11 protein-coding genes are annotated in these 13,315 nt (G+C 41.5%); 7 read left to right on the top strand and 4 right to left on the bottom strand.

The features are described from left to right. Positions 1-3 precede the first annotated feature (3 nt). The gene (locus L3Q70_RS00405) at positions 4-1,470 is read left to right on the top strand and encodes a HAMP domain-containing sensor histidine kinase (protein ID WP_228074381.1); all 1,467 of its coding nucleotides are present in this window, start codon (positions 4-6) and stop codon (positions 1,468-1,470) included. 30 nt (positions 1,471-1,500) lie between these two features. On the opposite strand, the gene L3Q70_RS00400 is transcribed toward L3Q70_RS00405, so the two are convergent. Together L3Q70_RS00400 and L3Q70_RS00395 are read right to left on the bottom strand one after the other, a co-directional pair. Next, on the bottom strand, positions 1,501-3,675 hold the full coding sequence (locus tag L3Q70_RS00400; protein ID WP_237114668.1) for a S9 family peptidase: 2,175 nt from the start codon (positions 3,673-3,675) through the stop codon (positions 1,501-1,503). Positions 3,676-3,801: 126 nt separating this feature from the next. Beyond that, on the bottom strand, positions 3,802-7,227 hold the full coding sequence (locus tag L3Q70_RS00395) for a S8 family serine peptidase (RefSeq protein WP_237114667.1): 3,426 nt from the start codon (positions 7,225-7,227) through the stop codon (positions 3,802-3,804). Positions 7,228-7,467: 240 nt separating this feature from the next. Here L3Q70_RS00395 and L3Q70_RS00390 point away from each other — a divergent pair, with 240 nt between their 5' ends. Next, a complete protein-coding gene (locus L3Q70_RS00390) occupies positions 7,468-7,938 on the top strand; it encodes a DUF2721 domain-containing protein (RefSeq protein WP_062569451.1) in 471 nt (156 codons plus the stop codon). 369 nt (positions 7,939-8,307) lie between these two features. Beyond that, positions 8,308-8,760, top strand: coding sequence for a cytochrome c (locus tag L3Q70_RS00385; RefSeq protein ID WP_062569450.1), 453 nt, complete (start codon positions 8,308-8,310; stop codon positions 8,758-8,760). A gap of 56 nt (positions 8,761-8,816) precedes the next feature. On the opposite strand, the gene L3Q70_RS00380 is transcribed toward L3Q70_RS00385, so the two are convergent. After that, positions 8,817-9,467, bottom strand: a complete 651-nt coding sequence (locus L3Q70_RS00380) for a cytochrome b/b6 domain-containing protein (RefSeq protein ID WP_237114666.1) — start codon at positions 9,465-9,467, stop codon at positions 8,817-8,819. Positions 9,468-9,574: 107 nt separating this feature from the next. Between L3Q70_RS00380 and L3Q70_RS00375 the strand changes: the two genes are divergently transcribed. Both L3Q70_RS00375 and L3Q70_RS00370 read left to right on the top strand, forming a co-directional pair. After that, positions 9,575-10,282 (top strand): AzlC family ABC transporter permease, encoded by a 708-nt coding sequence (locus L3Q70_RS00375; protein WP_237114665.1) that lies wholly within the window; start codon positions 9,575-9,577, stop codon positions 10,280-10,282. After that, positions 10,279-10,578, top strand: coding sequence for an AzlD domain-containing protein (locus L3Q70_RS00370; protein WP_237114664.1), 300 nt, complete (start codon positions 10,279-10,281; stop codon positions 10,576-10,578). Before L3Q70_RS00375 ends, L3Q70_RS00370 begins: the two co-directional genes overlap by 4 nt. Here L3Q70_RS00370 and L3Q70_RS00365 read toward each other — a convergent pair. Continuing rightward, complete coding sequence (locus tag L3Q70_RS00365) at positions 10,575-11,729, bottom strand: iron-containing alcohol dehydrogenase (RefSeq protein WP_237114663.1); 1,155 nt, start codon at positions 11,727-11,729, stop codon at positions 10,575-10,577. The two genes, L3Q70_RS00370 and L3Q70_RS00365, sit on opposite strands and share 4 nt — an antisense overlap. A 160-nt stretch (positions 11,730-11,889) precedes the next feature. On the opposite strand from L3Q70_RS00365, the gene L3Q70_RS00360 reads away from it, so the two are divergent. Together L3Q70_RS00360 and L3Q70_RS00355 are read left to right on the top strand one after the other, a co-directional pair. Beyond that, positions 11,890-12,756, top strand: coding sequence for a LysR family transcriptional regulator (locus tag L3Q70_RS00360; protein WP_193988094.1), 867 nt, complete (start codon positions 11,890-11,892; stop codon positions 12,754-12,756). A 67-nt stretch (positions 12,757-12,823) separates the two neighbouring features. Continuing rightward, a complete protein-coding gene (locus L3Q70_RS00355; protein WP_130150266.1) occupies positions 12,824-13,306 on the top strand; it encodes a glutathione peroxidase in 483 nt (160 codons plus the stop codon). Positions 13,307-13,315: the final 9 nt, after the last annotated feature.

Below are 13,315 nucleotides of genomic sequence, written 5' to 3'. Positions count from 1 at the left end.
TCGATGACCCTTTACCAAAAACTAGCTTGGTCACTAGTCATTATTTTTAGCCTGTTGTGTGCGCTTATATTTAATTGGAGTAAAAAGCTTGAACAACATTCTCAGCACCAAGCACAGCAGCAATTACACATCCACCTCGCTGAGCACCTTGTAAACGATAATCCATTAATAAAACAAGGTGTGTATGACTATAAAGCGTTAGAAAACTTATTTCATACCTTAATGGTGTTGGGACCTGCTTTCGAATATTACTTTGTAGACCCTGAAGGTAATTTGCTGACCTATTCGGCCAAACCAGGCAAAGTAGTGAGACAGAAAATAAGCCTAAGCCCAATAAAAAAGTTAATTGCACAGCCTAGCTCTACACCTATTTATGGTGACGACCCGCGTAACGTTGAAGGTCAAAAAATATTCTCTGCTGCACCTGTCTACAATCAACAAAAGCTACAAGGTTACTTGTATATGATCATTGGTGGTCAAGCTTTTGATGCAACGCTGAACGAGGTCAAACGTGATAACCCAGTTTGGCTAGGGGCAATGTGGTTTGTAGCAGCTATGGTCGCGCTATTTATCACTATGTTGTTGTTATTTCGCTTTTTCACCTCACCACTTAAGCAATTAAATAAAGAGGTCAGCCGAATAAAAGCAGCCAACTACAGCCTCACAGAAATGGCGCTTAGTCCGAGCTATATGGGGAATAACGAAATTGGCAACTTAAGTAAGGGAATTTATGGCATGCTATCTCGTATTGATGAGCAATTTAAATCTTTGCAGCAAATCGATAAACAACGCCGAGAATTACTTACTCATTTATCACACGATTTAAGAACGCCACTGGCTTCATTACATGGTTTTCTTGAGGTTATAAAAAAACCACACCCCCATCTGAGTGAGCACGAGCAACAACGTTATCTCAGCCTTGCAATGGATAATTGCCAGCAATTAAAGTTGTTAATTGAACAAATTTTTGAACTGGCTAATTTAGAGTGTGGCCAAGTAAAGATAAAAACGGAAACGTTTAATCTTGGCGAATTAATTTACGACTGTGTCGCCAAATTAGCATTAAACGCTGAAGCAGCTGGGGTGACAATAAAAGTCACTCCCAAAATTTGTGACTTTCCAGTGACAGCAGATATTGCCAAACTAGAGCGTGTACTGACTAACCTTATAGAAAACGCGATACGCCATACCCCCTCTAAAGGATTAATCACTGTAGAAGTGTCTCAACTCAACGAACAAGTATTTGTCTCAGTCTCTGACACGGGTGTAGGCATTCACGCTGATGAGTTAACGGCAATCTTCGAACCTCACTACCAAGCACGTAATAGTATTAAACGAGGCCAAGGTGGACTTGGTTTAGCTATTTGCAAACAGCTACTTAAACTAATGAATAGTGATATTGAAGTACACAGTACCCTGGGTAAGGGGACCCAATTTCGCTTTAACTTAACGAAGCATGCACCAGTTTAAGGTCGAATCACCCACTGGTGCGTATATTGATTATTGTTTGATACCTGCCAAATCAAACATAAACGCATAATACAGTGCGGTATCTTCTAAACTTTTAAACCGCCCTGACGCACCACCGTGTCCTGCTTCCATATCGGTCTTGAATAACAATACATTGTTGTCCGTTTTCAGCTCACGCAATTTAGCCACCCATTTTGCCGGTTCAAAATATTGTACTTGTGAGTCATGTAGCCCCGTTGTGATCAACATATTTGGATAGGCTTGTTGCTTCACTTGATCATAAGGTGAATATGACAACATATAGTCATAATACTTTTTATCATTTGGGTTACCCCACTCATCATATTCATTGGTCGTGAGCGGTAAGCTGGTATCAAGCATCGTTGTTACAACATCAACAAAAGGAACAGCTGCAATCACTCCTTTATAAAGTTCTGGCGCTTGGTTTACTATCGCCCCCATTAACAAGCCACCTGCACTGCCCCCCATGGCAAAAATGCTATTTTTGTCACCATACTTTTGTGCAACTAGAGATTCTGTCACATCAATAAAATCGTTAAATGTGTTTTTCTTGTGTAACAACTTGCCATCTTCGTACCATGGGCGCCCAAGCATTTGTGAACCGCGGATATGTGCAATTGCAAACACGAAACCGCGATCAAGCAAGCTTAGTCGCGAACTCGAAAAACTTGGATCCATCGTCGCACCATACGAACCATAGCCATACTGTAATAACGGGTTAGTACCGTTTTTATCAAACTTATCTTTACGATAAACGAGGCTCACAGGTACATCGACACCATCTCGCGTTGTCACATACACCCGCTCAGATATATAGTTATCTGGATTAAAGTCACCTAACACTTTGCGCTGCTTGAGAAGCGTTTTTTCACCGTTTTCTAAATTAATATCGTAACTTGTACTTGGCGTGGTCATACTTGAGTAGTAAACACGTAAGTTAGGGTTATCTAGCTCATAGTTACCATAGCTAGAAACCGTATATGTCGGATCCTTAAAGGCAATCACTTGTTCTTGCTGATCACGTAAATCACGAATAATTAAAGAGGTCTGCCCCATTGTGCGCTCTTCGTATACCAAGTGATGATTAAATAACTCAATACTTTCCAGCTTTATATTTTCGCGCCCAGCAATCAGCGTTTGCCACTTCGCTTTATCCTGAGCTTGTTCACGATGCACTTTCATTAACTGAAAGTTTACGGCATTTAAATTAGTGACTATGTAATACCAGTCACCTAATTTCTTAATGTCATACTCGAGTCCTGTTTCACGTGGAATTAAACGTTTTGGCATGGCACTGATATCGTTTGCATCAATAACCGACACCCCAGAAGCACTCGTGCTACTATGCTTGATATAAATCTCTTGGTGATCTTTGCTCTTCTCAATACTGGTGTAATAGCTCATGTCCAGCTCTTCATATACGAGCTCATCATCCGCTTGAGACGTGCCTAACCTGTGCCGAAAAACTTGATATCCCAATAAGGTTTGCGGGTCTTTTTTAATATAATAAAAGGTTTTATTATCATTCGCCCAAACAACATCACCTTCGCTGCCTTCAATTGTATCCGGCAATAATTGATTGGTTGTCAAATCCTTAATTTTTATAGTGTATATACGCCGACTCAACGTATCCTCACCATAGGCTAATAAAGCACCATTTGGGCTTACATCAAGTCCTGTTATTGCAAAATAATCATGATTTTTAGCAAGCTTATTTACGTCTAAAATAACCTGCTGATGCTGTCCTTGCTTATCAGTACTTCGTATATAAACAGGGTATTCATTATCACCATGAGTTTGTGAAAAATAATAATGGCTTCCCTTTTTTATGGGTACTGATTCATCATCTTTTTCAATACGTCCTTTCAACTCTTCAAATAACTTATTTTGTAAAGCATTTGTATGAGCCATCATTTTTTCTACATAACTATTTTCAGCTGCTAAATGGGCAAGAACCTGTGGGTCGGTGCGAGTATCGTCACGCATCCAATAATAGTTATCAACTCTGCTATCACCGTGAATAGTCATCTCATGAGGTATTTTTTTGGCTACAGGCGCCAAGGTGTTTACTTTATCTGCAGCTGAAAATGAGCTGGACTCGTTTACAGAACTCGGTATTTTGTTACACGCCGCAACGATAGCAAGTGGTATAGCTAACAAGTAAAGAGAGTGACTAATTTTCATAGGGTTCCTGAGTTATTTTTTTATCCCGACTTTAATATAAGTAAAATTAACTCCTGATATAAGTAGGCTTTGTGAAGCAATGTAAAAAGGGAGCCGCAGCTCCCTTTATATAAACGTATTGATTATCTACTTTTGCTTACGACGACGCACAAATGCAAACGGCGCAGCTAACAAAGCTAACCATGCAAGTGAACCCGATGAACGCGATCTATTTGCTGAAGGCGCAGGTTCTACTGGCATCTCCGATGCTTCATCTGCAAGGTTATTAACAAGTACAGTTACCGTGGCGGGCTCCGAGATATTGCCAGACTTATCACTGACAACCACTTCAAGTTCAATGGCGGTCATTCCTGCATCATAATCTAAGACTTCTTGTTGCATCACGACAACGTCACCTTCGGAAGTGACTGAAACAGCTGTAGAAGTAGAGCTTAAAACAATAAACTCAGAAATAGGGTTAGCAAGGTCTGCACCAAAACTAGCTTCTAGGGTGCCAATTACCGTACCATTCTCTGCATTTTCATCCACTGAGAACTCAGCATCCGCTAAAACAGGCGAGGTGTTAGCATCACTTTGCGGAGTAGCAACATATGCTTGCGAACCTGAGTCAGATAAAATTAAGAAATCAGCTCCTGCATTAAACATAGTTGCAGACTCGCCAGGCGCTAATGAACTGACGGCATTCCCCGCTTCATCTGTTAAAGCCGCGTAGACATTTTCAGACGCATCACTGAATGTATAAGTTCCCATTGCAACATCACCTTGGTTTGTTGCCAGTGGTGTCCACAACTCTTCTTCTGTTCTAAAACGAACATTTGCAGTTACATTGCCTAGATCATCCGCTGTTAAACCAAATGCGTCTAAACAGCTTTGTAAAGTTAGATGATTATTACCGATAATTTGAAAGATATTATCCAACTGACCAGACGAACTGCCATAACCATGAGTGAAAGTGATTGCTGTGCCTGGCTCTATGTCATCAAAGAACCATTCAAGCTTACCATTTTGTACTGTTACATCGTATGTACCGTCTTGATCAAGGTCAAAGTCAGCCATTAAGCCCGCGACGTATGAATGGGTAATTCCCTCATTCAAAATAACCGTTGTTAAAGTCACATAACCACTTTCACAGATATCAGCGGTTACTGGGAATGTTTCAATCGATGCACCGACTAGATCAAAGCGATGCGCTTCATCAATCTCATCAGTCATCACTGTTGGTGCAAAAACGGGGTTTAACGTTGTCGCGCCTGTATTAGTCAACTGATGTGCTACACCACTTTCAGTTTCAACGGGTGTAAAGCTCATGGCAGCATTCGCTTTTGGTAATACGTGATAGACCAAGTGGAAAGCAGGCTCGCCGCCATCAGAGAAAACTAACGCACCATCTAACTCTAAGTTGGTTAGATCTGCTGTTGTCGCTTGCGAACCAATATTATCGTCTGTCAATGTCCATTCAGGCAACGTAGCAGGGTCAATTGTTGCCGTCACATCAAATGACATTGTTTGACCAGCAGGCACGGTAATGGTTTCAGGGTACTCTAATGAGAATGAACCACGCTCTATGTCATTTTGATAACGCTGCTCAAGTGATAACGAATATACTTTCACTTCGTTCGAGAAGTTTTTAACTTGAATAGTTTTTGTTAGCTCAACAGTCTCAGAAGCGTTAACTAGGCCAAATGAAAGTGCCGCCTGCTTAGTATCAGCAGCCCATGCAGCAACAGGTAAGTTAGCAGCTTTATTAACATCAACTAAGCCTGCGCCGATATAGCTAATTGGAGCAAGTTCAGCATCTGGGTTTATTGCACGAGGCTCCATGGTGACATCTAAATTTGCTGTATTCATTAGTGTCGCTTTAAGCTCTAACGCATTGCGCTCTGGTTGTGCTTCTTTTAAGAGGCTCACAGCACCTGCGGTAATAGGTCCTGAGAAAGATGTACCTGATACGCCAGTTAACCCATCACCAAGTCCAGGCTGCGCAGTCATTATATTCACACCAGGGGCAGTAATCTCTGGCTTAAGTAAGCCTCCCATTGATGGACCACGAGACGTAAAATCAGCTATTGCTCCTGTAAGAACTAGCTTTTCAAGTTGAAATTGGTATTCAGGCTGCTCACCTGCCGCTAGCTGCTCTTTTAACTGTCGTCCGACTTCTTGAGTTACAGATAGTACACGAATAGTTACTTGGTCTGCCTCTGGGCCTGCAGCCATGCCAGGTGCGCTTCCTTCAGCATTATTTGCAATAATGACAAAAGCAGCCCCGCGTTGCTGTGCTCGCAATGCCTTCGCAGAGAAACCACATGCACCACGATCAATAATGACGCCTTTACCTGTGAAATCAATATCTTCAGCAAAGTCCACACATGCCGTTGCGTTATCACTTGGGTGAACCAATTCATAGTCTTCACTGGTCAATTCAAACGCATCCGTGTTACCAAATGAAGCAAGACCTGTTTCAACTTGGACACCATTTACAAGATTATTAAACACATTATCAGGTTCAGTAGGGTGAGTCATTGCACCCACTGAAAGTGCATTTTCAGTTGTACTAGGACCACCAACAATAAATGGATATGCACCATCATTACCAGCAGAGATAACAACATTTGTGCCTAGCTTTACAGCCTCATTTATAAATAAGCCCACAGCATCATTGGCAACATCACCATAATCACCACCTAAAGACATATTAATTACATCTACACGGTCAGAGATATCACCATCACCATTCGGGTCCATTGCGCTTTCTAATGCTTGTAATTGCGCTAAGCCAGGACAATTAGCCGCACAAACAGAGTAAACAAATAAGTCCACATTAGGCGCAATACCATTCACTGAGTGAGATACATGGGTACCATGGTTAGTTGTTACATCAATCGGATCAGCATCATTATTTATATAATCATAGCCACCTAACACTTTACCCTGTGGCCAATCAACGCTTGTTGGATCTGCCGTCGCTGCCGCATAGGCTGCATCGGTACCTTCACCGCCAAATGCCGTATGGGTATAATCAATACCGGTATCAAGTACAGCAACACGAACACCTTCACCTGTCGCTAGACCATTCGAGACAAGTGGTGTTGCCTCTATATAATCAGCACTATCCGCAACATGTAGCTCATAGTCATAAACAGGGTATATCTCTTCGACTTGAGGGTTCGATAAAAGCATGGCGACATCTTGCTTACTACCATTGACAACTACAGAACTAACAAGCGTTGATGTTTTAGCTACAACGTGTACAGGTAACCCCATACTCTCGATAGAGCTTTCTACAGATGCTTGCGCTGTTTTAGCAACCGCTTGTACTGAAGCAATATCAGCCCCCATAGTTTTTGCACTAATGGCTGCTGGGGCTTTTAGCTTAACCAACCAACTTGTTGCCTCACCTTTTACGTTTCGTTCTTGTTTGGTAACAGCGACTGGCTTAATTAGTTTTTTTCCTGCTAAGTTATACTTAGCAAAATCATTTGCCTGAGCACTTGCGCACATCGCACTTGCCACAGCGAGTGCGACTGTCGTTCTTTTTATTAGATTATTTGACATAGGGTCCCCTAGGATATGTTATGTTATCGTTTTGACAGTGATTGAAACTGAGTTTCGGCATCAATATAAAACGGGACGACAAACAGGAACAACAAAATAATTACACTATGATTACAATAACCACAAAAATAGACACAACATTATTTCAAACCCATTGTTTTTAAAATATTTTTATAAAAAACAGTAAGTTGTAAATGTTTGTAAACGAATATTGTCTTTTTAAACGCAAGGCGAGATAAAATGAACTCAGACGTCATTAACATTTTAACGATGGCAAAGGTAATCCAAACAGCCGTAGCCCCCGTTTTCTTAATTACTGGTATTGCGGCAACACTAGGGGTTTTATCTAATCGCCTTGCACGCATTACTGACCGCGCAAGACAGCTTGAGCGTAAGCTAAAAGTAAGTACTGATGAGGACTTTAATCTATCGTTAACGACCGAATTAAGAGCCTTGCTGAAACGCTCGCGCTGCATCCATATTGCATTTAGCTTAAGTGTGCTTAGTGCCCTACTCGTTTGTGCTGTGGTCATGTGTTTGTTTCTCTCACACATTCAATCTATTAACTTAAGTGTGACGATTGCCAGCTGCTTTGTTGCTGCAATGGCGTTACTGATTTTTGCCTTTTTATCATTGCTAGGTGAAGTTTTCTTAGCAACACGAAGTATGCGCCGTGGCATGATCTTCGCAGATATTGATATAAATGATTAGGGCGTATTGACCTTTTATGATTAATTTTGCAGCAGTGTGTTTGGTATTTTGGCAAGGCAGAGCCTATGTAGTGTGGTTGCTCCACATAAATAGGCGATAACGCAGCATCAATGCCAAACACGCGCTGCCCTTCGGGTTCTTCCTAGGGGCGATTAACTCTTTGTTGCTCGATTTTTACTTAGTCCACTAGGTTACAAATCTCGCGCCGCGATTAAATCGCCCCTAGAGTGAACAAATTTTAATCTACAAAGGTAAATACGCCCTAGATTAAACTTAAGTTAAGATTAACCGCATTACACTTGAATAATCTATTTAGCTGAGATAAAACTCGGTTAATTTATCTTTATGACATATTAAGGGGCAAAAGGAATGAAATTAAAACAATTAGTATTAGGTACGATACTGTCGACTATGGCACTTAGCGCATCGGCAGACTCTGTATTTGAAGAGCCAAGTGACGCTATCGAATACCGCCAAGCTGCATTTTCAATGATCCGCGTACAAATTGGTGACATGGGCGATATGCTAAAAGGAAAAGTACCTTTTGATGCAGAACGTTTTCAGATGCGTGCAAACAATGCAGCTGCGCTATCAAAAATGCCTTGGGAAGCTTTCGTAGCGGGTTCTGATAAGGGCGATACATCTGCACTTGCAGCTGTTTGGAGTGACAACGAAACCTTCATGAAAAAAGCAGTGGCTTTCCAACAGTATGCTGACGAACTAGCCGTTGCTGCACAAAGTGGCGACCAAAAAGTGATTGGTAAAGCATTCGGCGCGTGGGCTAAAGGTTGTAAAGATTGCCATAAATCATTCAAAGACTAGTTAAAACTTAAACTAAAAAGGCGCTTATTAGCGCCTTTTTTAATGCCTTAAGATAGCTACCCTAGCAGATAACTGAGTGGCTCTGCCCCCCAAGTCGTAAATAGCAACACTAAGCACACGGCAAAAATAACGAATGCGATAACGGGTGATTTAGTCACAGGCTCCGTGGCTGAGATTTGATCGCTACTGCCCGTAAGCATAGGCTTTACTAAGTTCTTACCCTTTATACGATAAATAACAATCGCCAAAACATGCAATACAATGGCATACAACAAAATATCAAAATTAAGATGATGCAACCAACCTGCAAACTCCACGGTATCTGAGGATACATGCGCTACTAACGGACCATCCGTTAATATATCGTCACTCGTCATTAAGCCAGAAGTTAACTGCACGATAAGCAGAGCAAAAAAGGCTATCACCATATAGCTACCAGCCGCACCATGACCCGCTTTATGTTCACTACTCCTGAACGACTTAATCGCAGCAACAGGAGAGTGAATAAGTGCTGATAGCCTCGCAGTTTTACTACCAATAATACCCCAGATAAGACGAGTAACTAGCAATGCAAGGGTGAAATACCCTGCTGCAAAGTGCAGCTCAAGCATGCCCTCTTCGGCACTAAAATAAAGTGTCGCGATAGCCGCAACCAACAACCAATGGAAACTTCTTATAAAGCCATCCCATACTTTGACTTTAGACATTGTAACCCTCCCTAAGAAATGTATATTATTGCAAACTTCGACGATTTTGACACACTCCAATAATAGGTGTTTTGATCTGAGCCATAACAACAAACAAGAGCGATAAGATGCAAAAACCCATTCTAAGAGCCTTGCTAAAAGGATTTTTCGACATGCTCCCCTTATGCCTTGCGGTGTTACCTTGGGGGATTTTATGTGGCTCTTTAGCAATTCAAAATGGTTTTAGCGCATTTGAAACACAAGCAATGTCGTTACTGGTATTTGCAGGGTCTGCGCAGTTGGTCGCCATAGAATTAATAGCCGGCAATACACCGCTTTTAACTATTTTGTTTACCACACTCATTATTAGCTCACGGCACTTTTTATATGGCTTAGCAGTGCGCCACAAGGTCATCGATCAGCCTTTTCGTTGGCGACTTCCTGTTAGTTTTGTTCTCACTGATGAATTATTTGCTTTCTCACACCATCGCAAAGCCTATCGAACAAAAGTACGCCTTATTTATGCTTTAAGTGCTGGGTTTAGTTTTTATATTGCGTGGAATATTTGGACCCTGCTAGGCATAGTCGCGGGAAGCTTACTCCCCGATTTAACAAATCTTGGCCTTGATTTTGCCATCGCAGCCACCTTTATTGCTTTAGTTATTCCTGGTGTAAAGAACCTTGCTACCTTAGCGACCGTGATCACCGCAGGTGCTGTCGCAACGCTATTAAAAAGCCAAGGCTTTCAGCTGTGGCTAGTCACAGCGGCCCTTATCGCTATGACGGTGGGTTATGTAATTAGTCGCTGGCAAGTAAAAGAGGAGCACGCACAATGATGACGACTATTTTATTGATGGCGTGTATCACCTTCTTCAGCCGTTACTTATTTTTACACCGCGCGCTACCGTTTAAAGTCGGCCCGAAAATGCAGCAATTTTTAAGTTTTAGTGCCCCTGCAGTACTTACTGCAATTTGGGTACCCATTGTGTTTATTAATGACGAAGGGATATATCTAGATTGGCAAAATCCCTACCTAAGTGCTGCAGTCATAGCCGTTATTGTGGCTTATAAAACACACAATATTTACTACACAACACTGGCAGGGATGGGATTATTTATAATCTTAAGTTAGACACTTGCAAGTAAAATCGCGCGGCTTTTCTCAAGCGTAACTTGCTCGCGCTCACCAAGAGCCGTCATACCATGACGTTCAAGCTGAGCCACAAGTTTATCGGCAACACTTTCATCCAACTCGTAATCGCTTAAACGAGTTGGCATTTTAACACTGTGGAAAAATGCTTCTGTTGCAGCTATCGCGTTATCAATTGCTGAATCTTCATCTTTAATATCAAGGCCTAATACTCGCTCAGCATATTGCAATAACTTGTCACGCTTAGTGTCTTTTTGCTCTGCCATCATACGTGGTAATACAATCGCTAATGTTTGTGCGTGATCCAAACCATACACAGCAGTCATTTCATGACCTATCATGTGAGTTGCCCAGTCTTGCGGGACGCCAGCTCCTATTAGGCCATTGAGTGCCATCGTCGCTGACCACATAATATTAGCGCGCACTTGATAGTTATCGGGTTCAGAGAATGCTTTAGGGCCTTCTTCGATAAGCGTCATTAAAATCCCTTCAGCAAAGCGATCTTGTAACTTGGCACCCACATCATATGTTAGGTATTGCTCCATTGTGTGTACAAACGCATCAACAATACCATTCGTTATCTGACGCTCAGGTAATGAGAATGTCACAGCAGGGTCGAGCACAGCAAAACGAGGACGCACAAACTCACTGGCAAACGGCAGTTTATCTTGCGTCTCTAAGTTTGATACCACACTAAAGGTGTTCGATTCCGAACCCGTGGCAGGTAAGGTTAAAACAACGCCAAGTGCCACAGCTGACTTTACTTCAGCGCCTTTTGCTAAAATATCCCATGGTTCGCCAACAAACTCAGCTGCAGCTGCGATAAATTTGCTACCATCAACCACAGAACCACCACCAACCGCGAGGATATAGTCAATTTGCTGCTCTTTAACTAGTTCGACTGCTTTCATACATGTTTGGTAGCTAGGGTTTGGTTCAATACCGGCAAACTCAAACCAAGTATGCTCGCTTAATGCAGCTTTAACTTGATCATACACACCATTTTTCTTAATGCTGCCGCCGCCATAAGTAACTAGTACTTTGGCATTTTTTGGGATCTCATTTTGAATCTCTTTGATTTGTTGTTCACCAAAATGAATTTTGGTTGGATTCTCAAAGCTAAAATTTAACATGCTTACGCTCTCATATTTGTGAGTATTAATCAGTGACACGACTATTGTAGTTATTTTCATATAGGGATAAAGGATGAAAATAAATAATCACTTTTGCAGACATGCAACAATAATCAGCATAAAATAGTCTTAATTTGATGCAGCATCCTAAGGATCGAAAATGTGGCAAGGCTTGGAAGAATTCTTATATGTCGTTGAGCATGGCAGCTTTACACATGCAGCCAAGGCTATGGAAGTATCAACCTCACATATAAGTCGGCAAGTACAACAGTTGGAAAGTCGTTTAGGTTCGGTATTATTTCAACGCACCACACGTAAAATCAACCTTACTGATGCAGGGCGTGAATACGCAGTAAAATTAAAAGCAATACGCCAAGAATTGATTGATGCAAACAACCAACTACAGGGTGAACAACGCCAACCAAAAGGCCTAATACGTATTACTGGCGCAGGTGAATTTGTAGCAAACCAAGTCGCTCCCAAAGTCGCAGAGTTTGTCAAACGCTACCCTGAGGTTGAAGTCGATCTCGACTTTAATAGTCGTAACGTTAACTTAGTTGAAGAAGGTTTTGACTTAGCCATTCGCTTTGGCAGAATGCAAGACTCAAATTTAATTGCACGACCACTCTGTAAACGCGTAATGACACTCGTTGCAAGCCCAGAGTATTTAGCTAATCACCCTGCTCTTAAAACACCTTTTGATCTCACTGAGCATAATTGTTTAATTACTATGCGAAAGCGCTGGCGATTTAATATTGATAATCAAATTAAAGAGGTTCGCATTGATGGTAATTGGCGTAGCAACCACCCACAAGCTATTTTAAGTGCCGCTGTTGCGGGTGTTGGTATTGCACACCTTGCTCTAGATATTGTTGAACCTTATTTGAATAATGGCCAATTAGTAAGTGTACTTGATGAGTTTCAAGTCAGCGATAATGCATCTTGGCTAGTATACCCTCGTAAAGATCTATTACCATTTCGCGTACGTTTATTGATAGAGCATTTAACCGATGCATTCGCTGATTAAAATTTACGCTTTTAGAAAAATCTCAAGCACGTTAGAATCAGTGTAACAATAATAAAAAGTTATCATTATGAGCGAATTTTACCAACTTTCTGCTACTAGCCTTCAAGGCCAAACTATCGACTTTTCTGACTTTGAAAATAAGGTTGTGCTCGTGGTAAACACAGCCAGTGAGTGCGGTTTTACTCCACAGTATGAAGGGCTCCAAAAGCTACATGAAAAATACCATGATAAGGGCTTAGTCATTATAGGTTTTCCCTGTAATCAATTTGGTAAGCAAGAACCTGGTGATGCTAAAGAAATAAAAGAGGGCTGTCTAATCAACTATGGTGTCAGCTTTTTAATGATGAGCAAAGTTGATGTAAACGGCGAACACGCACACCCCGTTTTTCGACATCTAAAGTCCGAATTGCCAGGCTTTATCACCCGCAAAATAAAATGGAACTTTACCAAGTTTTTAATTGGCAAAGATGGTAAAGCCATTAAACGCTTTGCACCACTAACAAAACCAGAACAAATAGAATCAACCATTGTCGCGGCATTACATAAATAAAACGTACGT

It is taken from the genome of Pseudoalteromonas sp. CF6-2, assembly GCF_021729425.1.
In the GTDB taxonomy this organism is placed as follows: domain Bacteria; phylum Pseudomonadota; class Gammaproteobacteria; order Enterobacterales; family Alteromonadaceae; genus Pseudoalteromonas; species Pseudoalteromonas arabiensis.
Note: the sequence above shows the minus strand (reverse complement) of the source record. Positions and strands in the feature narration are given on the sequence as shown.